Source organism: Salegentibacter salegens (genome assembly GCF_900142975.1).
Classification (GTDB): domain Bacteria; phylum Bacteroidota; class Bacteroidia; order Flavobacteriales; family Flavobacteriaceae; genus Salegentibacter; species Salegentibacter salegens.
The window spans coordinates 1,926,057-1,951,886 of sequence record NZ_LT670848.1 but is presented as its reverse complement, the minus strand read 5'-3'; the positions used below and the strand labels follow the sequence as shown (position 1 = coordinate 1,951,886).

Below are 25,830 nucleotides of genomic sequence, written 5' to 3'. Positions count from 1 at the left end.
GAGATTACACCCTCGGAAATATAGCTGGAGACAAAATTCACCCATTAATGTTGCAAAAACTCTATCGTCACAGTGATTTAAAAACTACTCTAAATTATCAAGCTAATTTTATTCACCGGGATGCTGATGATGCATTGGATAGTGTAATAAATTTTTGAACTATTTTTAATAAAACCTATATCTAAATATTTCTATAATAGTTGTTTTTTTCAAGTATATTTCATGAAGTCAGTTGATAATAAATTAATGTTCGGATTTTGCAATTAATATCTTATAAAATCTTAAATTTATTACTACAAATTATTTACAAAGCTCGTTACTTTCAGTTTATTTCCCTTCTCCCCCATAATAACATCAATTTTCCCCAATATGTAGGTATATAGATTTTAGTTGAATTTACTGTCATTTATAAATGGATAGTTAGTTCGTCTACAGTTATCATTTTTCAAAATTAATTTAGTGTTCTGACTTTCAATTATATAATATGTTTGGAGTCAATAATTTTCCAGTTTATCGCCAGCTCAATCAGATGGACTGTGGTCCCACCTGCTTAAAATTTATTACAGATTTTTATGGAGGAAATTATAATTTGAATTATCTAAGGGAAATATCTTGTCTTCAAAAAGGAGGTGTGTCCAATGACCCCAGATTAGTAAATAGGGGGTTCATATTTCCTTTAAAAGCGAATAATTGTATTTTTATAATTAAACCTCATTTAATACAATAAGAAATACCTCGAACTATTATCCGTGTTAATGCAGAACGGGCTGTTATTTATCGCACATAAACATAAATTTAAAAAGTATAATTATTTTATTAAAATTTATCCTTTGCTCTTTATATAGCGTACCTTTCTGTTTTCCCAAAAACATATGCGGGTTCCGGTTACACGTAAAAACGTAAAATTTCTACCTGATTCAAGTAGGGTTGTGGCCCGGTATTTTATGAATGGGGAACAACGGACTAAAGAGTTGCTTTCATTGATTTTTGCGATGAGTGAAAGTCAAGTGCATGAATCTTTGGAACAGACCCTAAGGGAGTTTGCAAGCAGACACCGTAATATTACCAAGCTCTTTGAAAAACATTGTGCCAACATTAGAAATATTATTGAGGAGATGGATGTTGACTTTAATGTTATTTCCAAAAAACGAAAAATGCTCATTGGTTCATATCTTACCATGGAATATGCCATAGAGTCCGCCGCTTTTTTTAATCCTTCCATTATTCAAGATTTCGACCAGTCCTATTTGGAGGAAGGAGAAATGCGAGTTATCCTTTCCTTCAGGGCAACTGGTGAAGGGCATATTTCTTCCATCGTTTTTAGGAGGGCTATTATCGATAAAAATAACGACATGCAATTAATGACCGTGGGCGATTCTATAGATATGGCAGAAATTTCTCATAAAAAGCTTTATGACAAAGGACGATTTGTAGAAAAGATGCGTGAGATGCGAATTTCCGCAAAGTATTCCAAAACCATTATGGAAGACCTACCAGCCAAATTTGAGTATTACGCTCTAAAAAATGCTGTAAAAAATGTACTCAATGAGAATGCAATCAGTTTAGGAAAAAGAAAAGCACTAGAAGAAATTACTTGGTTGGTAGACTCTTATTATGATATCGAGTTTCATCCTGATTCCGATATTAGCGAACGGGTTGTATTTCCCATTTCAGAATCTGAAAGCCGCGGAATAGAAGATGCCCGTTTTGTTCGTTTTACTGAAGACGATGGTACTATAAAGATTTACGCTACTTATACTGCTTATAACGGACATGTTATAATGCCTAAACTACTTTCTACCAATGACTTTTATACATTCAGGATCATGCCTTTGCACGGGAATGGCTCTATAGGTAAAAATCTGGCGCTTTTTCCTAAAAAAATTAACGGTAAATATGCCATGCTTTCAAGGGTGGATGGGGTAAATAATTATTTGATGTTTTCTGAAAGAAATACCTTATGGAATAATCCCATTCTACTTCAGAAACCAAAATACCCATGGGAATTTACCCAAATAGGAAATTGTGGTTCCCCTTTATGGACCGAAAAAGGATGGCTCGTGATCACGCACGGTGTAGGACCTATGAGAAGATACTGTATTGGTGCTTCATTGCTGGATCTTGAGGATCCTTCTATAGAGATTGGTCGTTTGGAAGAACCATTGCTAATGCCCTTAGAGGAAGAACGGGAAGGCTATGTGCCCAATGTGGTCTATTCCTGTGGCTCTATTATTCATAATGGCAGTTTGATTTTGCCATATGCCGTCTCCGATTATTCTTCTACCTATGCGGTTGTGGAAATGAAAGCATTGTTCAAAGCCTTATTAAGCTAAAGATTTTTTTCTATTACTTTATTATAAGCTTTTATATAAGATTCGATCATTTTATCTTGGCTAAAATTTGCAACGGCATGTGCCCGGCATTTCTCAGGAACAACATTTCCCAATCTCCCAACTGCCGCGACCGCTTCAGGAATGGTATTTACTAAATAGCCAGAGACACCTTCTTTAATAAGTTCGGGCATACTCCCTTTAGCGAAGGCAACAACGGGAGTTCCACACATCATTGCTTCTAAAACGCTGAGGCCAAAAGGTTCTTCAAACGAAATGGGATGGAGCAGCGCTTTTGCTTTTCCTAGTAAAGTATTTCGAAGTACTGGATCCACATTTCCTAAATAGGTAACATTTTTATCGTCAATAAATGGTTTAATATGCGTTTCAAAATAAGAATGATCTTGAATAAGTCCCGCGATTTTTAGGGGATACCCGGAATTTTTAGCAATTTCGATTGCCCTATGTGCCCCTTTTTCAGGGTGGATCCTTCCGAAATAAAGCAAGTAATTTTTCTTTTCTTTTCTGAAGGTAAAAAGAGTTGGATCTACACCATGATAGATCGTGTCCAGATAGGTCAATTCGGTATTTCTGTCAGCATTTGAAATGGAAATATAGGCTGATGATGCGTTATATTTTTTATAGACCGGAATGATCTTCGGAGATGAAAAACCATGAATGGTTGTAATCATTGGCGTTCTTATCAGCTTTGAATAGGAGAGTGGGAGAAAATCGAAATGGTTGTGAATAATGTCGAAGCGTTCCGCCTGTTCCATAAGATTGCTTATATGAAGACACTCCAATACTTTAGGATCATTTGCGCGGTCTTCTTCATACGGCATCTCGCAAACCGATTCCAACTTGGCCGATGTAATTGAATTGCCACTTGCAAAAAGGCTTACGTCAAAACCTTTTTTGACCAAACCTTCCGTAATGTTAGAGGCTACCTGTTCCCAAGGTCCATATTCAGTTGGGGGCGTTCTCCAAGCGATGGGAGACAATATTGCTATTTTTATGTTTTCTTCCATTTAATGCCAATCTTTTGGTATTTGGTGCCGTAATCTTTTCTAATTGAAAAGATTCTTCATAAGCCTGTAATACGATTAAATGTGAAATAAGATAGGCCAATGAACTTTCAGCTCCCTGATTTCTGTTTACCCCGTAACTTTCAAAACCATCACAACATCCTTCAGTCTCAAAATCATACAGGCTCATACGCATATCATTTTCACCCAAAAACCACATAAATGAAATAAAAAGTTTCTTAAGAAAATCCCGATTGTTGCTTAAAACAAAGGCTTGATGATACATAAGTACCATAGCCATGGCATCTATAGGCTGTTGAGCGAACATAGAGCGCTCCTTATCCTTGAAATACCAATCTTTATTACCAATAACAGACAAATAATCATCTTTTAATGTGTGTTCGGTAAGAAAATTCATCGTGGCTAATGCAACTTCAGTAACTTTTTTATCTTCGAGAACTTGGGTTGCATGAATTAGGGCTAAGGGTAAAATACCATTATCATACGCCAAAAGTGCTTCAAACCATTGCCAGTTTTCCGATTGATTTTGGTCGTAATGGGAAACAAGCGTATCGGTTAATTTGCGCAAACACTGTTTCATATCATCATCCGCAGGATTGGTTTTCAGGTAATAGCAAATCCCAATTATGGTGTTCGCAATTCCTCTAATGGATTTCAGTTTTTCAAAATTGGGAGCAGCATCAAAGAAGACCAACTTGCCTGTTTGATAGTAAGCGTCATTCGGTGCGTTGCCCAAAAGATACCCCAAGGCCCAGATGGTTCGCCCGAAGGAATCCTCGGAACCTACTTCATCCATAAAATTCCGGTTGAAGCTAAGAAAATTCCGGAACGTCCCGTCCTTGTTCTGCATATAATGGATATAGCTTAAATAAATGGGCATATACTCCAATGCCAACGGATCTTTTTTCTGCTTATAGCTCATACACACCATTAAAAGTGCCCGTGCATTATCATCCAAACAATAGCCTTCCTTAAGATTTGGTATTCCGAATTTTGCATGTTGGATAATGCCAGTATCATCAGTCAGTCTTTTGATGTGCCCCAAAGAAAATGGAGGTAGCAACAGAGGATCTATGATATTTTCTTTTTTTGGCAGGGATTCTTTTGGTTCTGATAAAACATTTATTATAAGCTCGGCATATTTTTTACCTATTTTAGGCCAGGTTATATTTTGTCCGTAATCAGAAGCTTTTTTCTGGATCTCGTTCAGAACTTCGGGCTTGTCCAATAATTCATTTAAAACTTGGGAAAGACTATCAGAATCATTAAAACCGAAAAGGCGTCCTTTGTTTTCGGCGATCAATTCCGCAGCATGCCAATATGGTGTAGAAACGACCACACAGCCCGAACCCATGGCGTAGGTGAGCGTACCGCTTGTAATTTGTGCCTCATTTAGGTATGGGGTAATATAAATATCGCAGGCGGATAAATATTTAAAAAGTTCTTTTTCTTCTACAAACTCGTTTAGCAGCAACACATGATCCTTAAGTTTTAGCTTTTTTATAAGGACGTGAAGATAATTTCTATATTCTTCACCTGAATGTCTAAGCACATTGGGATGGGTTTTGCCTAGGACAATATATAGAACTTCAGGATGCTTTTTAATAATTTGCGGCAATGCTTTGATGACCGTCTCGATTCCTTTACTGCGACCTATAAAACCAAAGGTCATGAGCAGTTTCTTTTCGGTCAGTTTGAATTCCTTTCTCGATTGTTCTTTGTCAAAGTGAATATCGGGAACCCCATGTTCTATAAGTATGATTTTTTCTTCTGGCACATCATATATTTCCACAAGAAAACCTATGGCTTTATGGCTCATCACCACGATTCTATCAGACATTTTACAAATTTCTTTTAAAATCGCCTTTTCATTATAGGAAGGGGTTTCCAGAATGGTATGCAAGGTGGTGATTAAAGGAATGTTCAGGCGATGCAAAAGCGGCAAGATATAAACTCCGCTAAGGCCACCAAATATACCAAATTCATGTTCAAGGATACAAGCATCCGCGCCACTAAGATTAACAAAGTTGGCCGCTTCAAGATAATCGGTCTGTTGTTCTTGATTGATTCTTAGTTTTACCTCTGGAGGATACGAATATTTCAGGTTATGATCGTTCAATGCAATGACCATGATCTCATTTATTCCCCTGCCACAATCGAGCATTGCATGGGCAAGATTTTGTGTAAATGTACCAATACCACATTCACGTGGGGGATAGGTACCAATATAGGCTAGTTTCATTTTGATTAAATTAAGTTAAACAGCACAAGGCAATAATCTATAAAACCCGTCCTTTATAAGTTCTATTTTTGAAGTTTTCCATGGCAATTTTGTGCGCGGGTTTTCCATTAAGTTTATAGCAAGTTTCGGTTTATTGGACTTTGCAGAGGGCTTATTTCCTTTTGACATTTTTTTGGTTTTAGTGAAATTCATTCTTTCTGCTTTTACTAATAATAGCAACTTTAAGGTACTGAATATCAAAATAAAAAAGTTGAACAAAAAAATATTAGAATTACATAATTCACAGGTTTGGACTTTAAGTAAACCTATGAAAATAGGCAGTTTCATTTGAGTTCTACTGTATGGAATCAAAAAATGGCGTCCTTTTTTCCGCCACACATTGGGCTGCAAATAGATAGTTTGATGCGCTCCAGGTTTGCCAATCCTGTCCCATTGGATTCCCGTCCTGCGCCTTATACCATTCATTGAAGCCGAATTCTAGTTCCTTATTTCTGGCTATTTTGATAAGTTTGGTCAATGCCAAAAGTTCTTTCTCGGCTAAATCATATTTTTTGATGGCAACTAGAGCTGCGATATAAAAACCACTAATAAACGGCCAAATCCCACCATTATGATAATCTCCGGGTTTGTTAAATTCAGAATATCTAGGTAACCAATCCGCATCATTCGGTTCGATAAAAGGGAAAAAATTGGGCGTAAGATCAGGGGCTAAAGCCTTATTTTTTTGCATCGAGGCACTGGCTGCTTTTATACAATCAACCATATCCTTAGCCTTTGAAGGTATAGCCAAACCCGATAAAATAGCGAGGCTATTTCCCAATAAATCAAATCGATCACTGCTGTATACTTTGTACGACCAAAGGGCGTAATAGGGCTTATCTTTAATTGCAAGTCCCTCATGAGGACTGGTATGTGATTCATCAGAAGCATACGTGAGTTGATTTATGGCATTACCGAGGTTTTTAGCGTTTTTATCTTTTCCCAGTAGTTTGAGACCTGTGTAGGTCAACGTATTTACGAAAAGCCCATAACCAGGCACCCACTGTTCGTCACGCCAATCACTCGTGGGTTGTTGGGCGATTAAATAATGACTAGTAGGGCATTGGTATTCCATCCATAAGAGCGCTTTATCAGCGGCATCTTTCAGGAAAAGTGAGTCGTCGAGCACTTTTCTGAAAATCCCTACTGCCATCAAAAAAAGTGGTGTGGTATCGCTGGAGCCCAGGTTGTTTTTATCATGGACGAACGAAGGAATCTGCCCTTTATAGGATTGATTTTTGGCAAGTGTTTCCAAAACGCTACGCATACTATTGATAAGGGCAGGATTTTTTGACGTAGCTATTCCTAAAATCGAAATTAAAAGGTCTCGGGTATAAGGTTCGGGATAGCCCCAAGCGGCCGTTCTAGGCAAATCGAGGAAAGGCCCTTTAGAATTATGTAACAAAACTTCCAAAGCGGCCTTTTCTGCAGATTTAATTAAATTTTGATTTTCTGTAGTCATTTTTACTTTAATTAATTCCGAGCTTTTCCTGGATAATATTTATAAATTTTTTTGCTATCACGCGGTAATCGAAATTTTCAACTACGTGTTTTCGTGCTGCTTTACCCATTTCGATCCGAAGTTTTTCATTGTTCATGAGCGTTAGCATATACTTGGCTATATCCTGAACATTCGCTCGATAATCCACAGTTCTAGGGCAATCAAACTCAATTTTATGCTTGCTTTCAAAGCCTGATTCTTTGCCTAAAACGACTTCGTTTACCACAATTTTTTTCGCTACCCTTGCAAGAAATGCCGTCTTTTCATGAATAAGCGTATCCAACATTCCCATTGCTTTAATCCCGATTACTGGTTTTCCGCAGGCTCCGGCTTCAACTTGAGGCATTCCAAATCCCTCGAGCCTCGAAGGAGCTGCATAAATATCGCAGGCTCCTATTAAATAGGGCATAAAATTCCTTGAAATGGTATTGGTGGCGTATGTAATATTCTTTTCAAGGCCCAAATGGGTGGCCATTTCGAGATCCAAAAGATTCTGGGCCTTTGTTCGGGGTTGTGGCCATACTTTACAGACGTATTTCCAGTCGGGTGCTTTGGTATCAATAATAGCCAAGGCCTGCATAACCTCCTGTGCACCTTTTGAAGCGGCATCGCCACCAACGGTCAATATCATTAGTTGATCCGCAGAAATGCCCAACGATTCTCTTACTGCAAGTATTTTAGGCTCATTTTTATCAAAGGGAATAAAAGAGGTGGTGTCGCACCCAACGGGAAGTACCTCAATATTGTCCGCTTTGATACCGTCCCGTACGTACATTTCTTTTACCCAATTTGAGGTTACTAAAATTAGGGGTAGTTCATTTAAGATTTCTTGATAATTGGCAATATATCCATCGGCTACTAACCAAGGCACAGCACGAATACTATAGCGCTGTGGGTGGAGTACTAAATGTGGCGTATGGCCCCAATAGCCTACACCAACTACTACATCGGGCTCAAACCATCGATAATACCATTCTTTTTCCTGTGCCGATTCAAAATGGGCGGCATGGGCATCTACCCCAAGTTCAAGAAGCCCTCGGAAAAGTAAGTCTCCTTGTGTTGCCAGACCGCCAGGAGAAGGGGGATAATCATAAAGAACCAAGACTTTCATATAGAATAAATTAAATTACTTAATCTGGAATTTCTTCATGATCCAGCCAATTTTGGACATCCTTCGGATTTTTGAACTTCCAGAAAGCTTCACTTTTAGGCGTTGTTTGGGCTTCAAATCCAGTTTTTATAAAACCGTACACCTCGGTAATTATTCGGTATTTTTCCTTCCATATATTTTGAGGAAGTGTTTGATGAATATTTGCAGACGCTATGGCCTGTGGATAGTATTTTTTATTTCCATCTTCAAAAGCAAAGACCCAAAGTTCATTCGCAGTGATTTTGTTATCTTTCCACAAGGCTATTACTGCTCTACCAATTTCTTCATGGCGTAAATGTCTGGTGTATTCACCAAAAGGGCTGTGCGTTATAATCAGGTCAAAATCATATTTAGGGAGTAAGTTTAAAATAACTTTTTCTACTGCTTTTTTATCCAATGGCTTTTGTTCGGCGCCATCATCCAAATTGCCCATAATGCCTTTGGCATTCAATATTTTTAATACTTTTTTAAATTTTGGGCTCCTGTCAGGATCATTTTTTCTGGATAAACAGGCTACAAACCAATTGCAGGTTGGATTTAGTAACATAGTACCCCCGCACCATAGGGTTTCATCATCGGGATGCGCCACGATGACGGCTATCTCTTTTTGATTTTTCATAGTTAGTGATGCATCCATGGCTCTTCTTCAAATTGTCCATTAAGATTTTGTAATACTATTCATATCCACTTTTTATAATGGTAGAGATCATTTTGAAACGCTCATTGGCGTTAATGGTGTTTTTGGAATTGGCAGGAATAATGATGGACTGGCCCGTTTCCAAGGTGAGCAATTGGTCGTCGATTAAGATTTCAGCACAGCCTTCAATTATCTGGATAAAATTATCGAATCTCGATAGTCTTTCCGTAAGGTTCTCCCCCGCATCGATAGATATTACAGATACGTTACCCGTAGTTTTCTTTATGATGGTTTTTATTACCACTGCATTGGGAACGTATTCTATAATCTCTACGATAATAAAGACTTTTGATTTTTCAACTTCTTTTACTTGTAATTTTTCAACTTCTGTATTTTCCATTGCTTATATTTTAAGTTTTAGGTCGGGTTGCGACCATCTAGGTCACCTGATAATTTTGTAAGTGCCATCTTTTCATGGCTGTTTATTTTGGTAACTTTGGGCAAGCGGATGCCTACATAATAGATTTCAAAAGGGGCTACATCTTTTGTGTCATTGTTAACTACTGTGAGGTTATTAGGGTCTTCTATGGGTTGATTTTTCACAATTATCCTTTTAGAATAAGCTTTATTTTTTATGCCTATTAAAAATTGAAGTCTAAAATGTGATGTCTAAAACCCATTAATACAGCATATTATCCAAAATTCTTTCAAGATTGCTCTCCTTCAGTAAAGTAGTTCCGTCCGATGCGAAGACTTCTTCTATCTCCTTCCTCATTATAAGAATGTCCCCGTAGGAATAATCATTGTCCTGTATGGAATCGCGGATCTTTTCAAGCGCTTGATCCTCGTCATCATCACGGAATTCTGCGTACATCTTTTTAAATGTTTGAACTGTGGTCATCGACTTGATCAGGTCAAGTTCTTCTTTGGCCACTATTGCATCTGCTTTTGCAGAGAGCAACAGAATGTAGGCTCTCAACTCTTCCTTGCTCCAATGGTATTTTTCTTTTTTCATTATAATTAAATTTATTGATTACTTGTCTTGCACTAAATGTAGTTTAGGTCATACTAAGCCCATTTAAGCTTACATAAGACGGTTAACCGAGCATTTTTAATGCCTTTATGGTTTTATAATATTAAGTGTGCTAAAAGGAGATTTCATGCACTAGATATAATCTTAATGTAAAGGTGACAGAATTATGGGTACAAAGTATTACACAAAAAAAATGAAGAGTTACAGCATTCCCACCTTCATTTTATTGTTGGTCAGAATTAAAAAAGCCTCAAAGTTTTAACGTCAAGGCTTTTAAACGGAAAATTTAGATTTTTTTACTCTTTATCGCAAATACTCTATATTTCGGTAAGGTTTAACAAGGCATACATCAATAAATCTACCCGTTTCGTTTAGTAGAGGTAAATAAACGGCTTTTGTTAGGTTTTATAAACTGTACTATTTACGAAATAAGTTAAGGAAGGCAAATAGTATTGGTGTTTCTCAATTGTGATCATTAATTCTGGGAAAGTTCTTCTATCTTTTCGAAATAGCCGTTCTCAGCATTGTTCTAGAGGACATTTGGGGTGCTACACCGAAAACGTATCGGCCAGCTATATATAAATCGATTAGTTTGTTTTAAAGGTCGGTCGCGTTGGCGATCATTTCGGCTATATCCATCACTTGTACTTCATCTTCCTTGTTCTTTGCCTTGATACCATCGGTAAGCATATTGGCGCAGTAAGGACATCCGGTGGCTATTATCTCAGGCCGGATCCCAATGGCTTCCTCGACACGTTCAACGTTAATGTCTTTGTCTCCAGGTTCGGGTTCCTTAAAGAATTGTGCCCCACCCGCACCGCAACAAAACCCCCTTGTTCTGCTCCGCTTCATTTCGACTAGTTCAACCTCAAGTTTTTGTAGCAAATTTCGGGGTGCCTCGTATTCCCCATTTGCCCGTCCCAAATAACACGGATCATGGAAAGTAATGCGCTTGCCCTTAAATTTCCCACTATCTACATTTAAACGGCCTTCCGATAACAAGGAACGAAGTAACTGGGTGTGGTGTATTACTTCAAAATGACCCCCAAGTTCGGGATATTCATTTTTAAGGGTATTAAAACCATGAGGGCAGGCGGTAACAATTTTTGTAACCCCATATCCATTGAGCGTTTTGATATTTATCATTGCCTGCATTTGGAAGATATATTCGTTGCCCGCCCTTTTTGCTGGATCACCGCAACAGCTTTCCTGAGTGCCCAGCACAGCAAAATCTATATTTGCTTGATTGAGCAAGCGTACAAAGGCCTTTGTGATCTTCTTTGACCTATCGTCAAAACTTCCGGCACAACCTACCCAAAAAAGAATTTCGGGACTTTTACCTTCGGCAGCTAATTGAGCCATCGTCGGGACTATTATTTTTTCTTTGGAAATATTCATTATGGCTCTATGTTTAAATTGTATGATACTATTATAGCAAAATTGGCCAATACCCATTCTAGGTTTTGGATCCTTCTGCAGGTGTGGTCTTGGCCCTTTATACCGCGTTTCTATCCTAACGCGTATATGATATGCTTCACTAGTCGTGCTTTAAATAGCTGTAGCCTTAAATCATCAGAACAAATCCAGCATTAAAATTGACTGATTATTGCGGATAATGTATTACACATTAAACATGAAGAGTTACAGCATTCCCATGTTTAAAAAAAGCCTCAAGATAATGTCAAGGCTTTTAAACTAAATTTTTTGCCTTTTTTACTGTGTGTTACAAATCCTCTATACTTCTAAACCGTTTATTTTTCATTTTTTTAAAAAACAATGGAGTGAGTCCTGTAATTTTTTTAAACTGATTTGATAAATGCGCTACGCTACTATAATGTAGCTTATAAGATATTTCAGTTAAATTCAACTCATCATATAGCAATAGTTCTTTTACACGTTCTATTTTGTTTAAAATAATAAACTGCTGAATGGTAATTCCCTTTACTTCGGAAAATGTATTTGCCAAATACTGATAATTATAACCCAATTTTTCACAGATATAATCTGAATGGTTCACTTTTGGCAATTCATCTGAATAATGTATCATTTCAATGATTAATGCCTTGATTTTTTCAATAAGGATATTTCGCTTATCCTCAAGTAATTCCAGCCCAAATTTCTTCAGGTTTTCGCATAATTGCTCTTTTTGGGAATCAGTAATAGTTTCTTTTATTTCTATCGTTCCAAGATCAACGTTCACACAATGCAGCCCAAGCTTTTGAAGTTCCAGCGTTACTACCATTTTACAACGAAGACATACCATGTATTTGACGTATATAATCATTGGGTTCTTAAATTAGTTTCCTTAACCAGGATATATACCGTAAATAAAAGAGTAAAACTTATTATATAATATGACCAGTATCAGCTTTTTGTATACTTATAAGAATTTTTTTGAGCAATCAAAGAAAACTTGCTAATTTTGAAATGTAAAATCCTTTTTTACTAAATTATAGTCCTCCTTATCAGTATGAAAGAAGAAATATAATTAAGATACTGGTATACAAAAATGATGATTGATCAAGCCTTATTTTTTAACTTTACAGCGTAGTTAGTTAATAAGTTAGTAAGTTACAAATTTTTTTTAAAGTGTTGATTTATATATAAATAGAACTCTTTACTCAATCAGTTTAGATAAAGTCCGAAGAAAAAGTTTCGAGTTTTAATAGATTGAAAATAAAATAAAATTAAATGTCACACTTGATAGCACCATCCATTCTTGCGGGCGACCTTGCCAATCTTATCAAGGATATCGAAATGCTCAATAAGAGTGATGCCGATTGGATTCACGTTGACATTATGGATGGCGTTTTTGTTCCTAATATTTCATTCGGTTTCCCAGTGCTTGAGGCCATAAATCGTTATGCATCAAAACCGCTTGACGTGCACTTAATGATTATAAAGCCAGATAGGTACATCCGTCGCTTTAAGGAGGCCGGAACCAGTAATTTAATAGTTCACACAGAAGCATGTACCCATTTGCACCGTACCATCCAGGCTATTAAACAGGAAGGCATGCAAGCGGGAGTGGCACTCAATCCTTATACGGCCGTGAATAATCTGGAAGAGATTATAAGGGATATAGACCAGGTACTTATTATGTCTGTTAATCCCGGCTTTGGGGGACAAAAATTTATAGAGCACACCTATCAAAAAATTGAAAATACTCGTAATTTAATTGATAAAAGCGGTTCAAAAGCCATAATAGAGGTAGATGGCGGCATAAATCTTTCGAATGCCGTTAGACTTATTGAACTTGGTGCAGATATATTGGTTGCGGGGAGTTCTGTTTTTGAATCCTCCAATCCCACTAAAACCATTGCTACTTTAAAGGCATTATAAATGCTGTATTTTATATGAATAACAGCTATTCTCGCACTTACAAAACCAGAAATTAAAGCTGAAGCTATAACTATAGAAGTTAGCAACCAGAAAGAGAAGGTGGGTACAATGACCAATTTATCGCCTCACTTGTCAAATGTTTCCATGACCCTGTAAGCAGGTGGGACTCGTGGAGGTACAGCCCATTGAAGACATCGGAAAAATCACAAAGAATAAATCTGAAAAATAAAAATAAAGCACTTTTCAGGATACAACATTAAACTCTAAGAATTGATTAGGGCACCAGGCACATTCAATGAAAATATTTATTTCATCAGGGATATGTGAATGATGTAACTTTCTTAAGAATTTGTGTAACCCTACATGCATTTGGATTATTGACCTTTACTATGATTAGAATTCTGAAGAATAGTCCGCAAGTAGTTATTAGGATATTAAAGGAAATGAAAAATATTTGAATAATGCCTTATGGAGTTGTTAACTCTATAAAATGCTGTGATTGCATGAGATCTCAAAATCCTGAAATGATGTAGAAGATGAAAGAGAAAATGAAAAAGGAAGAATAATAAATCCCTGCCCTAAGATTGGGGAAACTACAAATAAAAATAATTATCAAAATATACAATATGATGATGTGGTTGTGGATACTGATACTGGTTGTGCTTGGATTGGGCGTATTTCTGTACAAAGGAAGGAATAGAGAAAATACAGAAAAGAAGGGAAATTCGATGGATATTCTGGACAACCGATTCGCCAAGGGCGAAATATCCAAAGAAGAATATGAAAAACAAAAACGAACGTTGAACACTAAAAATTAAAACAATGAAGTATTATTTTAATAAAACTGTCAATGGAACTTTTGAAGAGGTTATCGAAAAAGTTGCTCAAGGATTAAAAGATGAAGATTTTGGTATACTCACAGAGATTGATGTAACCGCAACCTTAAAGAAAAAACTTGATGTAAACTTTAAAAAATATAGAATACTTGGAGCATGTAACCCTCCCTATGCACATAAAGCTTTGCAAGCCAGAAGATAAAATTGGGACGATGTTACCCTGCAATGTAATTGTCCAGGAAGTATCAAAAGGGGTCATAGAAGTAGCGGCGGTAAACCCAATGGCATCCATGCAAGCGGTCAATAATGAAATACTGGCAGAAATAGCAAGTGGCATTACCACTAAATTGGAAAATGTAATCGAGAAACTTTAAAAGAGACATGATGGAAAATGACAAGGGAAAAAACAAACAGGTTTCAGAACAAAATTATTCAGAAAGTCGAAATACCACTTACTGTATCACTAGGAGGTTTGGCAGTATCACCTTTGATGAAGCAGTAAAAAACGTAAAAAATAACATCGCAAAACTAGGTCTTGACCTTGTTGGCGAATTTGACGTTAAACAGTATCTAGACTCTAGCTTTGAAAAGATGCCAAGGCATCTCATTCTAATGGTATGTGAAATAGAAACCGCATCAAAATTAATAGCTAGCGACATTCAAATGAGCATTCTTTTTCCGTGCCATGTAACCATTAAAGAAGTGGAAGATAATTCTATTATAGAAGTGTCCATAGAAGATACCGATACTACTTGGTCGTCCTCAATTAAAAAAGACGTAATGGAGGTGGCAAAAAACACGAAGAACACCTTGATAAAGGTGCTTGACAATATCGAACAACTTCACGTAAAATTATAATTAAAATGAAACAAAGAGAAAATAGCAAAGGGAATTTTAGTAATCGTACTGGTAACCTTTACTGCAACATCATAATTGTATAATTTTAATTTGAAAAAATTTGTTGATGAAAGATAGTAATAAGTACAATAGAAGAAGTTTCATCGAAACAGCTAGCCTGTTTGCTGCCGGGTTTTATGTGATGCCATTATTTAGTTCTTGTAAAATGGACACGTCTTCTGCTCATCCCAATGTTGGAACTACTATCAATAGCGATTTTAATGCCGACGTGGATATTCAATTAAAGGCAGTACAATCAAGTACTACAATTCTGTCCGTCAAAAAAACGGATACCTATTCGTATAAGGGTTCTTTAATAACGGGGGATAAACAAACTTTACAACAGTTAGAAGGAAGTGCTCTTGGACCAATAATGCGGGTAAAGAAAGGAGATAAGGTACGGATACGGTTTGAAAATGAGATTTCTGAAAAATCAATTATCCATTGGCATGGCTTGCACGTATCGCACGAAAATGATGGGCACCCAGAACACGTAATAGACAAAGGGGAAACTTATATCTACGAGTTTGAAGTTATGAACAGAGCTGGTACTTATTGGTTTCATCCACATCCACATGGTCATACGGGAGAACAGGTTTATAAGGGGTTGGCAGGATTGTTCATCGTTACAGATGAAGAGGAAAAAGCCTTGAACCTGCCAACTGGGGATTATGATATTCCTGTTGTTATTCAGGACAAAACTTTTGATAAAAACAACCAATTGGTCTATTTGCCGAATGGAAGAATGGACCAAATGCAGGGCTTTTTAGGGAATCAAATACTTATAAATGGAAAAGTGGATAATACTCTATCCCTAAACAAAGACGGAAAATATCGGTTACGACTGCTCAATGGTTCTAACTCCCGCGCCTACAAATTAGCTTGGAATACGGGAGAATCCCTTACCGTTTTTGGTGTAGATGGTGGGCTTTTGGAAAGTCCTAAAAAATTACCCTATTTATTATTAGGTCCCGCGCAACGGGTCGACGTTTGGCTAGATTTATCCAAGAAATCAGAAAACGAGGAGTTAAGGTTAATTCACCTACCTATACCATTGGACAATATGATGAGTGGTGGTATGATGGGTAACAAAAGTGAGAATTCGATGCCTTACAATAGTCAATTCGATATCCTCAATATTATCATAGGAGAATCAAGGAAGAATGACGCTCAACTGCCGGAGAGGTTGTCAGTTTCACAGGCTTTAGACCCAGCCGATGCTGAGAACAGGAATTCTCCAAGAACATTCAATTTTGCAATGGAGGGAATGATGAAATGGACGATAAACGGAAGAATCTACAATGGGATGGAGGTGGCGGAAGATGAAATTGTGAAGCTTAATACCACCGAGGTCTGGCGAATAAACAATGGAGGAAACATTTCTACTAAAAATCAAAAAGATGGACGCGGTATGATGGGAAACAACAGGGGTATGATGGGCAATGGTAGCGGTATGGGAAATATGATGCAAATGCCACACCCTGTACACATTCATCAATTGCAGTTCAATATTATAAACAGAAATACCGAAAACGTTGATCAAAACTTATGGAATGCCCTTAAAGACGGGTTCATAGATGAAGGACGTCAAGATAGCGTGTATCTACTACCTGGAATGTACATGGACCTCGTAATGCGTTTTGAGGATTTTAAAGGATTGTTCCTCTACCATTGTCATAACCTGGAACACGAGGATATGGGTATGATGAGGAATTTTAAAATTGAATGAATTAATCGATTCCAAAAAAATAAACAAATCAGTTTAACCGAATATTTAATAATCTAAAAATGAATAACATGAAAACAACAGTAAAAATTTTAATGACAATTGGATTAGTTGGAACCATGCTTAGTTGCAAATCATCCTTCAATGCTACCGAAACAATGCAGGTAACAGAAAATAGAAATGCCATTTATCAAGAAATCATTGAAAATCCTGTCCAGTTGACCAATTTCATCAGCGAGGCGCAAAAAAATGAAGAGGCCAAAAAGATATTGATGAAGGCCCATATAGAACAGATGGAATCTGGAAATATGAAAATGATGATGGACAAAAATCCCGAAATGAAAGAAAAAATGCAATCCCATATGCAAATAATGATGGAGAAAAATCCGGAAATGATGAAAAAGATGCAATCTAAAATGCTAGCTAAAATGATGGAGAGTGAAGAGGGCCGTAAAATGCTGATGGATGAAATCCATAACAACGAAATGATGAAAATGGAAATGAAAGCAAAGATGATGGAAATGATGGATAACAACCCTGCAATGATGGAAGAAATGATGCAGAAAATGATGAAAAAAAATCCTGAGATGAAAGAAAAAATGAAATCTAAGATGAAGGAGAAAAAATCTAATTCAGAAAATCATAAACACTAATAATTATGATGATGATATGGTGGTGGATAATAGGTTTTGGCCTTCTTCCTTTTGTGATATTCTTTTATACCGAAAAAATAAAAACAGGCCGGTTGAAAAAAGACATGAAAGCCCTATGAATATATTAAAAAATAGGTGCGAAAAAGGTGAAATAACCAAAGAGGGATTTGAAAATCAAGAATATACGTTCAATGAAAATAGATGAAGAGGTACGCTTTACAACTCACAGAAATTTCAGATAACCTTAGATTCAAGTCATAAAGGAACAACAGGAATTACTAAAAAAGTTATAAAAATGAAAACAGTTTTAATATTAGGTGCTGGCATTGGAGGGATAGAAATTGCCCGGGAACTCAGTATAAATAGTGGTAATGAAGATAATATTCACTTATTAAAAATTATTGTCTTCGAAAAAGAGGAACAGAGTGTTTTTTCTCCATCTCTCCCATGGTTGATGGTGGGTAAAAGAAAATCCGATCAAATTTATAAATCTACCAAAAATATAGAGGCCTCCGGACTTGAGGTTGTAAAGGGGGAGATTGAGATTGTAGATCCAGAAAATATTTCAGTTACCGTTAAAGATGAAGAATACAAAGGGGATTATATGGTAGTTTCCCTGGGTGTGGAACAGCAAGCCAAATATAAACTTGATGAATATGGTTATAATTTTTTTCAGCTGAAAGGCGCAGAGGGGTTTTATGCAGAACTGGAAAGATTCACGGGAGGGAAAATTGCTGTTTTAATTGCCTCACTACCATATAAAAGCCCTGCCGCTCCTTATGAAGCAGCGATGTTAATTCAGGATTATATCTCTAATAAAGGCTTAAGCAATAAAACCGAGATTTCAATCTATACACCCGAAAAAGAACCTATGGAATTTGCAGGAGAGGAAGCTTCAAGTGAATTGAAATCTTTACTGATGAAGAAGGGGATTAAATACTTTAGTTCACATCAAATCACTTCTGCTACAAAAAATTCCCTGGAATTTGACGACTTTGAAAACTACAGTTTTGATTTATTGGCTTTTACGCCTGAACACCTGAGTCCTGCTGTTATCAGAAAAAGCAATTTGGCAGGAAAATCTGGTTGGATTGAGGTTGACGAACTCAACATGGAAACAGCGTATCCCAATGTATATGCGATAGGAGACATCGTAGATTTAACCCTCGAATCTGGAACTTCCTTACCAAAACTCGGGATTTTTGCACGTAGTCAGGCTAAAATCGTAGCCCATAATATAGGCAGGAAAATAGGAAATAAGGAATCCAACAAAACCTTCAATGCCGAAGGTGAATATTTTATAGAATCTGGGGAGGGAAAAGCAATACCTGCGAAAGGACATTTTTATACCTCTTCCAATGAAAAGGTAGATTTAAAAACACCAGATCATTGGGGGCATATAAAAAAATGGTGGTCTGAAAAATATTGGCTTTTTAAAAATTTCTAGAGAAAACACTTTAAATTATGATAGCTATTAAACTTCCATTATATATCACTGTTTTTTTATTTGGACTGGTGCTTCAGGCCCAGGAAGTAAGAATCATAGCAAAAGAAGAAGTTATTTCCAAAGTAAAGGAGAATAACCAGAAACTTAAAATATCTGAACAGGAATTCTTTGAAGCTAGAGCAGATTACCGCCAAACCAATGCGGTCTTTCTTCCCAATATAAAATTGTCCCATACCGGGTTTACCACCAACAATCCGCTGATGGCTTTTGGTTCCAAATTAAACCAGGAGATTATTTCCCAGAGCGATTTTAATCCCGATTTACTGAACAACCCCAACAAAATCGAAAATTTCGCAACCAAGTTAGAGGTGCAACAGCCCTTAATTAATATGGACGGCATTTACCAGCGAAAAGCGGCTAAAAGTAAAATGGAAGCTAGTGAATTTCAGACTCTACGCACTGAAGAATATATGATACTGGAAGTTGAAAAAGCCTATATGTTGTTACAGTTGGCCCACAAGGCCATAGCTGTTCTGGAAAAGGCAAAGGAGGCTACCCTCGCCAATAAGAAACTCGCCGATGACAGATTAAAGCAGGGATATTTACAGAGGTATGATGTGCTAGTAGTTGAAGTGCGTGTAACCGAAGTTGACAATCAATTGCAATATGCCAAGAGTAATGTTAAGAATGCTTCAGATTATCTGGCTTTTCTAATGAATGAACCTCAGGGGGTCATCATGCAACCTTTAGATTCCCTTCAGCTGGAATCACTGCCCGAAGCATCCACTTTAAAAGTACTAGCGGAACGTGCTGATATTAAAGCCATGGAAATGGCTACCGAAGCGCGTAAAAAGATACACCAGTCCGATAAAATGGCTTTTTTGCCCCGCCTCAATGCTTTTGGAAGCTACGAGCTGTATGACGATGAATTATTCACTGGTGATGCCAATGGTTATCTGGTTGGGATGGCACTAAGCTGGGACATTTTGCAGGGAACAAAACGTTTTGGAAAAGCCAATAAAAGTAAAGCCGAATATGAAAAGGCAAAGCTTGAATATGAGCAATATGTATCTAAAAGTCAATTGGAACTGAACAAAGCGAAACGGGCTTTAACAGATGCCGAAAACAAACTCAGGCTTACCAGTCTCGCCTTGGAACAGTCTAAAGAATCACTGCGTATACTAACAAACCGCTTTGGCCAGGGACTGGAAAAGACCACCGACCTATTGATGGCCGAAACCCAATATTCGGAAAAAGAACTGGAGTATTTCCAGACCATATATGAATACAATTATGCACTGGCCTACTTTGAATTTTTAAGCGCTGGGTAAGCAGGGAAAAAAATTAAACAATTCTGAAATAAAGAATTAATACTGACATTATGCAAATTAAATTATACACCCTTGCCCTTTTAACCGCCGCACTTTTAATTAGTTGTGGCGAGGAGAAAGACAAAACCACACCCGATAAAAAGAAGGCAATTAAAGTCAGCCTTAGTTCGCCCGCTGAGGGCATCAGTCCGTTTGTAACCGTGAGCGGAAAAATTGAAGCCGTAAACAGTGCCAATCTAAGCACCAGAATGATGGGTTTTATAAACAAAATTCATGTGAACATTGGTGATAAGGTTAAAAAAGGCCAGCTATTGATATCTATAAATAATTCCGATTTGCGGGCACAGCTGGCACAGGTAAACGCTAAAATCACCGAAGCTACTGCCGCCTATAACAATGCCGAAAAAGATTACCAGCGCTTTAAAGCTTTATTTGAAGAAAATAGCGCCTCCAGAAATGAACTGGATGATGTTACGGCCAATTATGAAATGGCCAAAGCCAGACTGGAAGCCGCCACGCAAATGAAGAATGAAACAGAATCCCAGTTTGCCTACGTGAACATTAGGGCTCCCTTTAGCGGGGTGATTACCAATAAATTTGCAGAAGAAGGTACTCTGGCCAACCCGGGAATGCCCCTGCTGGCAATGGAAGCTCCCGGAGCTTTCGAAGTAAGGGCAACAGTTCCCGAATCGGAAATTTCATCAATTCAACAAGGAGCTCCGGTGAAGGTACTTGTGAAATCTATAGATAAAACTATTGATGGAAAAGTAAGCGAGGTAGGAATTTCAGCAAAAAATACCGGCGGGCAGTATCCTGTAAAAATAAGTTTGCAGGAAACCAATGCTGATATACTTTCGGGAATGTATGTGAGCATACAGTTTCCAATTGAAAAAACAAAAACCTCCCAGGCAATATTAATACCTGAATCGGCCATAATTACCCGTGGGGATTTAAAAGGTATTTACACAGTGAGCACTCAAAATACAGCAGTGCTTCGATGGATACGTACCGGCAGAAGTTACGGTGATAATATTGAAGTATTATCGGGCCTTAAAGCCGAGGAGCAATATATCACAGATGCCGAAGGAAAGCTTTATAACGGAGCTAGGCTTAGTGTAGAGTAAGGGTTTTTTACGGGAGGTACCTGGCCTTAAACAGGAGGTTGAAGCCAGCTGCCATGCAGTTCAAAAAGTCCGGCTCCTAAAGGGGACACGCAAAAAAAATGATTTAAAGCATTAAAAATATATAGATGAAATGAGCCAAGACAATACTGGATTCCTCTCGATAGCTATTGGGACCGAATATTAATTGGCAAATCACATCTGACCATTTAGAAAGAAATAAATACCAACAGATGAAAGAAGGATTAGCAGGTAAAATTGCCAAAGGTTTTATAAGTTCAAAACTTACGGTACTCCTCATGATTGTGTTCATGGTAGTGGGGGTTTACAGTTCGTTTTTAATTCCGCGCGAGGAAGAGCCACAAATAAACGTTCCCATGGCCGACATATTCGTCGGGTACCCGGGAGCCAGCCCGACCGAGGTGGAATCACGGGTTACCAAACCTCTGGAAAAAATAATTTCAAATATTAAGGGGGTAGAATATGTGTATTCTACTTCCATGAAGGAACAGGGGATGGTTATCGTCCAGTTTTATGTGGGCGAAGATATGGAGCGTTCTTATGTGAAGCTCTATAACGAGCTGATGAAAAATATGGATCAGATGCCATCCAATGTTACCCAGCCTCTAGTAAAAACCAGATCCATTGATGATGTTCCCGTTTTGGGACTCACGCTTTGGAGTGAGAATTATAACGACTACCAGCTTAGACAAATAGCCAATGAGCTTACTCAGGAAATTGAAAAAGTACCGGATGTCTCTGTTACCAAAAAAATAGGGGGTCGAAGCCGCCAAGTAAGGGTGGTACTTGATAAAGATAAAATGGCTTCCAGCGGGGTCGATTTTCTAGGCATTACCGAAAAAATCAAAGCGAACAATCAACAACTTTCTTCGGGAAGTTTTGATTCACACGATTCAGAATTCCTTGTAACTACAGGTAGTTTTCTAGAATCAGCAAAAGATGTCGAGAACCTTATTGTAGGGGTGCAGGGCAAACAGCCGGTTTATCTGAAACAGGTTGCCAAGGTTGTGGACGGACCTGAAATACCCAAGGAATATGTTAATTTTGGATATGGCCAGGCCGAAGAGCAGGCGGCAGACTACTCCTCAGAATACCCTGCAGTGACCATTTCGGTAGCTAAAAGAAAAGGGGCCGATGCCATGAAAATTGCCGATGTGATCCTTGAAAAAGTAGAACATCTAAAAACTTCTTTAATCCCCGATGATGTTCATGTAGAGGTTACCCGAAATTATGGCGAAACCGCTTCCCAAAAGGTGTCGGAACTGCTGATGCACCTTTTAGGGGCGATTATAGCGGTAACCCTGGTGGTAATGCTTGCTATGGGTTGGCGGGGCGGCCTGGTAGTATTCCTCTCGGTCCCCATTACCTTTGCCCTAACCCTGCTTAGTTACTATATGCTGGATTATACCCTTAATAGGATAACCCTTTTTGCCCTGGTATTTGTAACCGGGATTGTGGTAGATGATTCTATTATTATAGCCGAAAATATGCACCGGCATTTCAAGATGAAGCGCTTGCCATTTAAACAGGCTGCTATTTATGCCATTAATGAAGTTGGGAACCCCACTATTCTGGCAACCTTAACAGTAATTGCTTCAGTACTGCCAATGGCATTTGTAAGTGGACTCATGGGGCCTTATATGAGCCCAATGCCCATTGGTGCTTCCATCGCGATGATCTTATCCTTGTTTGTCGCCCTCACCATTACTCCGTACCTGGGATATATCTTTCTGCGCGAAAAGGTTAAAAAAGGCCAAAAACAGGAGGAAGAAAAAAAGGTACGCCTAGAAGACAATTTTATATACAGGCTCTATTCCAGGATTGAAACGCCACTGATTGAAAATCCTAAGAAACGATGGCTCTTTTTAGGAATTACCTTTTTACTTTTACTAGGCTCTATTGCTCTATTTTTTACAGAAACTGTCTTGGTGAAAATGTTGCCTTTTGATAACAAAAATGAATTTCAAATTATTATAGACATGCCAGAAGGCACTACCCTAGAACGAACAGCGGTAGTAACCAAAGAGATCAGCCAGTATCTCTCGCAACGTCCTGAAATCGTTAATTACCAAAGTTATGTGGGTACTTCGGCGCCAATCACCTTTAACGGACTGGTTAGGCATTACGATTTACGTGGTGCCAGTAATACGGCCGATATTCAGGTAAACCTGACTAAAAAAGGAGACCGAAGTGCTCAAAGCCATGATATTGCCAAATTGCTAAGACCGGACATTCAAAAAATAGCAGGAAAGTATGGCGCCAATGTAAAAGTTGTAGAAGTACCGCCGGGACCACCCGTGCTCTCTACCATCGTAGCCGAAATTTACGGGCCAGATTATGAAAAACAAATCGAAGTCGCCAATGAAGTAAAGACTATCCTTAACAATACCCAAGATGTGGTTGATGTTGACTGGATGGTAGAAGCCGATCAAACCGAGTATTATTTTGAAATAGACAAAGAAAAGGCAATGTTGAATGGCATTGCCCCTCAACAAATTGTATATACCCTAAAAGCTGCCCTGGGAGAAAGGGCAATCACTTTTCTTTATGATGAAGATGCCACCCAGCCAATAGGAATTGTATTGGCCCTGGATGAAAAGGAAAAATCTTCAATAAGTGATATTTCCCAGATTCAGATAGCTTCAAATAATGGGCAAATGGTTTCGGTGGGCGATTTGGTAAAAGTGAAAGAAAAAACGCTTGATAAAAGCATCTACCGTAAAAACCAGAAACGCGTGGTTTATGTAATGGCCGATATGGCCGGAGAACTGGAAAGCCCCGTTTATGCTATCCTTGGGATGGAAGAAAAACTTAAAGAAATTGAACTTCCGAAGGGTTACAGCATGAACGAGCTTTATCTGGAACAACCACAGTATGAAGACGATTATACCGTGAAATGGGATGGGGAATGGCAAATCACCCTTGAAGTATTCAGGGATCTGGGAATAGCCTTTCTCGGGGCAATCATAATCATCTATATTCTTATTGTTGGCTGGTTCCAGAACTTCAAAGCCCCACTAGTAATGATGGTAGCCATTCCACTATCATTAGTGGGGATAGTTCTGGGCCACTGGATCATGGGGGCATTCTTTACGGCCACTTCCTTTATTGGAATGATCGCGCTGGCAGGAATCATGGTAAGGAACTCGGTACTATTAATAGATTTCGTGAATTTAAGGCTTGAAGATGATATTCCGCTAAAACAGGCGGTAATAGAAGCCGGAGCAGTAAGGACCACACCCATTTTGCTTACAGCAGGGACTGTGGTGATAGGTGCTTTTGTGATTCTGTTTGACCCTATTTTCCAGGGGCTTGCAATCTCCCTTATGGGAGGGACCATTGTTTCTACCGTACTTACATTGCTGGTAGTACCCCTGGTATATTATATGATTGAAAAGAAAAATTATAAATAAGGTTTCGCTCATAAAAATTAAAAGTCCTTTAAGGTTAAATATAAAATAAAAACATTATGAAGTTATTAATTATAACTGCCGTTGCAGAATTTCAAAAGGATGTATTAAGAATATTGAAAGAGGCAGAAATTGAAGCTTTCAGTAGTTCTAATATAGAAGGCTATAAAAATACAAATTCTTTTATTGCAGCTCAAAGTTGGTTTCCAGGAGAACGGAGTGGTGATGAATCTTTGCTCTTCTTTTCTTTTACGAAAGAGGAACTTATAGCCCCGGTTTTTGAACTCATTAAAGAATATAATAAGAACCTCCCAACAAGTAATCCGGTTAGGGTTGCTGTTGTGGGGATCGAGCAATTTATTTAATCCATAAAAATAAAAAAAGAGGATAAATAGATTAGTACGAGGAATAGCAGGAAGTTTTATGCCTTGTTAACAAAAGAAAATGTGGATGTATTAATTGAATCAATCAAAGATTTTAATGCCGAACTAAAAACGCTGTCACATATTCATTTGACTACATTAAACATAAAAAAATCAAATTAAACATAAATAATCATGAAAAATAAAAATAGAGTTTTTAGAGCCATTGTAGGATCATTTATACTTATAAGCTTATTACTAGCCATTTACGTAAATATAAACTGGTTGTGGTTTACGGCATTTGTAGGAGCAAATTTGCTACAGTCTTCAATTACAAAATGGTGTTTAATGGATATTATTTTAGCAAAACTTGGTGTGAAGGATTAGTTGCTTCTTATTTTACTAGGTTTAAAATTAAATTAAATTTTGGGTCATCGATAAAAGCTGGACAATCATTGCTTACGGTTGGTGAGTTAGAAGTATATCCGCACCACATGAAGGATTTGTCTATTATCTATGCACGAAAACCTGATACCTCTGATGGAGTAACTATTCCAGGCTCAAAAAACATTCCCTATGACGAATTGATCGGAAGAATTGGACAAAAATAACCCCAGGATGTTTTTTGCAATGATCCACAGTCATCAACGGCCATAAACAACCTCTAGGATGCAGGTTATACAGCTCATAGAATTTTATATTACAG

General features: G+C 37.8%; 23 protein-coding genes and 2 pseudogenes. 15 read left to right on the top strand and 10 right to left on the bottom strand.

Annotation, left to right across the window (positions count from 1 at the left end; genetic code table 11):
• Positions 1-5: 5 nt before the first annotated feature.
• The 3 genes and pseudogenes from B5488_RS18165 to B5488_RS08750 all read left to right on the top strand — a co-directional run.
• Positions 6-158: pseudogene (locus B5488_RS18165) on the top strand (site-specific integrase); the annotation flags it as partial.
• A 326-nt stretch (positions 159-484) separates the two neighbouring features.
• Positions 485-727, top strand: a complete 243-nt coding sequence (locus tag B5488_RS18160; protein WP_262507352.1) for a cysteine peptidase family C39 domain-containing protein — start codon at positions 485-487, stop codon at positions 725-727.
• Positions 728-872: 145 nt separating this feature from the next.
• A complete protein-coding gene (locus B5488_RS08750; RefSeq protein ID WP_079734915.1) occupies positions 873-2,333 on the top strand; it encodes a glycoside hydrolase family 130 protein in 1,461 nt (486 codons plus the stop codon).
• Here B5488_RS08750 and B5488_RS08745 read toward each other — a convergent pair.
• The 10 genes from B5488_RS08745 to B5488_RS08700 form a co-directional block, all read right to left on the bottom strand.
• Positions 2,330-3,358, bottom strand: coding sequence for a glycosyltransferase family 4 protein (locus B5488_RS08745; RefSeq protein ID WP_231919825.1), 1,029 nt, complete (start codon positions 3,356-3,358; stop codon positions 2,330-2,332). The two genes, B5488_RS08750 and B5488_RS08745, sit on opposite strands and share 4 nt — an antisense overlap.
• Positions 3,297-5,618: a glycosyltransferase family 4 protein gene (locus tag B5488_RS08740; protein ID WP_079734914.1), complete on the bottom strand. Its 2,322-nt coding sequence runs from the start codon at positions 5,616-5,618 to the stop codon at positions 3,297-3,299. The genes B5488_RS08745 and B5488_RS08740 overlap by 62 nt, the downstream gene beginning before the upstream one ends.
• A 334-nt stretch (positions 5,619-5,952) precedes the next feature.
• Complete coding sequence (locus tag B5488_RS08735; protein WP_079734913.1) at positions 5,953-7,119, bottom strand: glycoside hydrolase 100 family protein; 1,167 nt, start codon at positions 7,117-7,119, stop codon at positions 5,953-5,955.
• Positions 7,120-7,126: 7 nt separating this feature from the next.
• A complete protein-coding gene (locus tag B5488_RS08730; protein WP_079734912.1) occupies positions 7,127-8,269 on the bottom strand; it encodes a glycosyltransferase family 4 protein in 1,143 nt (380 codons plus the stop codon).
• 19 nt (positions 8,270-8,288) lie between these two features.
• A complete protein-coding gene (locus B5488_RS08725) occupies positions 8,289-8,927 on the bottom strand; it encodes a PIG-L deacetylase family protein (protein ID WP_079736564.1) in 639 nt (212 codons plus the stop codon).
• 55 nt (positions 8,928-8,982) lie between these two features.
• The gene (locus B5488_RS08720; RefSeq protein WP_079734911.1) at positions 8,983-9,345 is read right to left on the bottom strand and encodes a cupin domain-containing protein; all 363 of its coding nucleotides are present in this window, start codon (positions 9,343-9,345) and stop codon (positions 8,983-8,985) included.
• Positions 9,346-9,362: 17 nt separating this feature from the next.
• Positions 9,363-9,548 carry a hypothetical protein gene (locus B5488_RS08715; RefSeq protein ID WP_079734910.1) on the bottom strand — a complete coding sequence of 62 codons (186 nt, stop codon included), beginning with the start codon at positions 9,546-9,548 and terminating at the stop codon, positions 9,363-9,365.
• Between the two features lie 76 nt (positions 9,549-9,624).
• On the bottom strand, positions 9,625-9,960 hold the full coding sequence (locus tag B5488_RS08710) for a hypothetical protein (RefSeq protein ID WP_079734909.1): 336 nt from the start codon (positions 9,958-9,960) through the stop codon (positions 9,625-9,627).
• 615 nt (positions 9,961-10,575) lie between these two features.
• The gene (locus tag B5488_RS08705; RefSeq protein WP_079734908.1) at positions 10,576-11,376 is read right to left on the bottom strand and encodes a (Fe-S)-binding protein; all 801 of its coding nucleotides are present in this window, start codon (positions 11,374-11,376) and stop codon (positions 10,576-10,578) included.
• Between the two features lie 325 nt (positions 11,377-11,701).
• Positions 11,702-12,262: a helix-turn-helix domain-containing protein gene (locus B5488_RS08700; RefSeq protein ID WP_197686314.1), complete on the bottom strand. Its 561-nt coding sequence runs from the start codon at positions 12,260-12,262 to the stop codon at positions 11,702-11,704.
• Between the two features lie 407 nt (positions 12,263-12,669).
• Here B5488_RS08700 and rpe point away from each other — a divergent pair, with 407 nt between their 5' ends.
• The 12 genes and pseudogenes from rpe to B5488_RS08635 all read left to right on the top strand — a co-directional run bounded on the left by rpe (position 12,670) and on the right by B5488_RS08635 (position 25,511).
• The gene (gene rpe / locus B5488_RS08695; RefSeq protein WP_079734906.1) at positions 12,670-13,320 is read left to right on the top strand and encodes a ribulose-phosphate 3-epimerase; all 651 of its coding nucleotides are present in this window, start codon (positions 12,670-12,672) and stop codon (positions 13,318-13,320) included.
• A 626-nt stretch (positions 13,321-13,946) separates the two neighbouring features.
• Positions 13,947-14,138: an SHOCT domain-containing protein gene (locus tag B5488_RS18400; protein ID WP_079734905.1), complete on the top strand. Its 192-nt coding sequence runs from the start codon at positions 13,947-13,949 to the stop codon at positions 14,136-14,138.
• Positions 14,139-14,142: 4 nt separating this feature from the next.
• Positions 14,143-14,530, top strand: a pseudogene (locus B5488_RS08685) (DUF302 domain-containing protein).
• Between the two features lie 10 nt (positions 14,531-14,540).
• Entirely contained in the window at positions 14,541-15,014 is a 474-nt protein-coding gene (locus tag B5488_RS08680; protein WP_231919824.1) for a DUF302 domain-containing protein, read from the top strand.
• 205 nt (positions 15,015-15,219) lie between these two features.
• Positions 15,220-16,782: a multicopper oxidase family protein gene (locus tag B5488_RS08675; RefSeq protein ID WP_231919823.1), complete on the top strand. Its 1,563-nt coding sequence runs from the start codon at positions 15,220-15,222 to the stop codon at positions 16,780-16,782.
• 68 nt (positions 16,783-16,850) lie between these two features.
• Positions 16,851-17,432 carry a hypothetical protein gene (locus tag B5488_RS08670; RefSeq protein ID WP_231919822.1) on the top strand — a complete coding sequence of 194 codons (582 nt, stop codon included), beginning with the start codon at positions 16,851-16,853 and terminating at the stop codon, positions 17,430-17,432.
• Positions 17,433-17,727: 295 nt separating this feature from the next.
• Positions 17,728-18,879: an NAD(P)/FAD-dependent oxidoreductase gene (locus B5488_RS08660; protein WP_079734900.1), complete on the top strand. Its 1,152-nt coding sequence runs from the start codon at positions 17,728-17,730 to the stop codon at positions 18,877-18,879.
• A 17-nt stretch (positions 18,880-18,896) separates the two neighbouring features.
• Positions 18,897-20,210 carry a TolC family protein gene (locus B5488_RS08655; protein ID WP_106197151.1) on the top strand — a complete coding sequence of 438 codons (1,314 nt, stop codon included), beginning with the start codon at positions 18,897-18,899 and terminating at the stop codon, positions 20,208-20,210.
• Between the two features lie 50 nt (positions 20,211-20,260).
• On the top strand, positions 20,261-21,334 hold the full coding sequence (locus tag B5488_RS08650) for an efflux RND transporter periplasmic adaptor subunit (RefSeq protein WP_079734899.1): 1,074 nt from the start codon (positions 20,261-20,263) through the stop codon (positions 21,332-21,334).
• A 230-nt stretch (positions 21,335-21,564) separates the two neighbouring features.
• Complete coding sequence (locus B5488_RS08645) at positions 21,565-24,765, top strand: efflux RND transporter permease subunit (RefSeq protein WP_079734898.1); 3,201 nt, start codon at positions 21,565-21,567, stop codon at positions 24,763-24,765.
• Between the two features lie 56 nt (positions 24,766-24,821).
• Positions 24,822-25,127 carry a hypothetical protein gene (locus tag B5488_RS08640; RefSeq protein ID WP_079734897.1) on the top strand — a complete coding sequence of 102 codons (306 nt, stop codon included), beginning with the start codon at positions 24,822-24,824 and terminating at the stop codon, positions 25,125-25,127.
• A 192-nt stretch (positions 25,128-25,319) separates the two neighbouring features.
• Positions 25,320-25,511 (top strand): YgaP family membrane protein, encoded by a 192-nt coding sequence (locus B5488_RS08635; RefSeq protein WP_079734896.1) that lies wholly within the window; start codon positions 25,320-25,322, stop codon positions 25,509-25,511.
• Positions 25,512-25,830 lie beyond the last annotated feature (319 nt).

Coding starts and splice junctions, on each gene's coding strand:
- B5488_RS18160 (WP_262507352.1), top strand. CDS start 485: ATGTTTGGAGTCAATAATTTTCCAGTTTATCGCCAGCTCAATCAGATG.
- B5488_RS08750 (WP_079734915.1), top strand. CDS start 873: ATGCGGGTTCCGGTTACACGTAAAAACGTAAAATTTCTACCTGATTCA.
- B5488_RS08745 (WP_231919825.1), bottom strand. CDS start 3,358: ATGGAAGAAAACATAAAAATAGCAATATTGTCTCCCATCGCTTGGAGA.
- B5488_RS08740 (WP_079734914.1), bottom strand. CDS start 5,618: ATGAAACTAGCCTATATTGGTACCTATCCCCCACGTGAATGTGGTATT.
- B5488_RS08735 (WP_079734913.1), bottom strand. CDS start 7,119: ATGACTACAGAAAATCAAAATTTAATTAAATCTGCAGAAAAGGCCGCT.
- B5488_RS08730 (WP_079734912.1), bottom strand. CDS start 8,269: ATGAAAGTCTTGGTTCTTTATGATTATCCCCCTTCTCCTGGCGGTCTG.
- B5488_RS08725 (WP_079736564.1), bottom strand. CDS start 8,927: ATGAAAAATCAAAAAGAGATAGCCGTCATCGTGGCGCATCCCGATGAT.
- B5488_RS08720 (WP_079734911.1), bottom strand. CDS start 9,345: ATGGAAAATACAGAAGTTGAAAAATTACAAGTAAAAGAAGTTGAAAAA.
- B5488_RS08710 (WP_079734909.1), bottom strand. CDS start 9,960: ATGAAAAAAGAAAAATACCATTGGAGCAAGGAAGAGTTGAGAGCCTAC.
- B5488_RS08705 (WP_079734908.1), bottom strand. CDS start 11,376: ATGAATATTTCCAAAGAAAAAATAATAGTCCCGACGATGGCTCAATTA.
- B5488_RS08700 (WP_197686314.1), bottom strand. CDS start 12,262: ATGATTATATACGTCAAATACATGGTATGTCTTCGTTGTAAAATGGTA.
- rpe (WP_079734906.1), top strand. CDS start 12,670: ATGTCACACTTGATAGCACCATCCATTCTTGCGGGCGACCTTGCCAAT.
- B5488_RS18400 (WP_079734905.1), top strand. CDS start 13,947: ATGATGATGTGGTTGTGGATACTGATACTGGTTGTGCTTGGATTGGGC.
- B5488_RS08680 (WP_231919824.1), top strand. CDS start 14,541: ATGGAAAATGACAAGGGAAAAAACAAACAGGTTTCAGAACAAAATTAT.
- B5488_RS08675 (WP_231919823.1), top strand. CDS start 15,220: ATGGACACGTCTTCTGCTCATCCCAATGTTGGAACTACTATCAATAGC.
- B5488_RS08670 (WP_231919822.1), top strand. CDS start 16,851: ATGAAAACAACAGTAAAAATTTTAATGACAATTGGATTAGTTGGAACC.
- B5488_RS08660 (WP_079734900.1), top strand. CDS start 17,728: ATGAAAACAGTTTTAATATTAGGTGCTGGCATTGGAGGGATAGAAATT.
- B5488_RS08655 (WP_106197151.1), top strand. CDS start 18,897: ATGATAGCTATTAAACTTCCATTATATATCACTGTTTTTTTATTTGGA.
- B5488_RS08650 (WP_079734899.1), top strand. CDS start 20,261: ATGCAAATTAAATTATACACCCTTGCCCTTTTAACCGCCGCACTTTTA.
- B5488_RS08645 (WP_079734898.1), top strand. CDS start 21,565: ATGAAAGAAGGATTAGCAGGTAAAATTGCCAAAGGTTTTATAAGTTCA.
- B5488_RS08640 (WP_079734897.1), top strand. CDS start 24,822: ATGAAGTTATTAATTATAACTGCCGTTGCAGAATTTCAAAAGGATGTA.
- B5488_RS08635 (WP_079734896.1), top strand. CDS start 25,320: ATGAAAAATAAAAATAGAGTTTTTAGAGCCATTGTAGGATCATTTATA.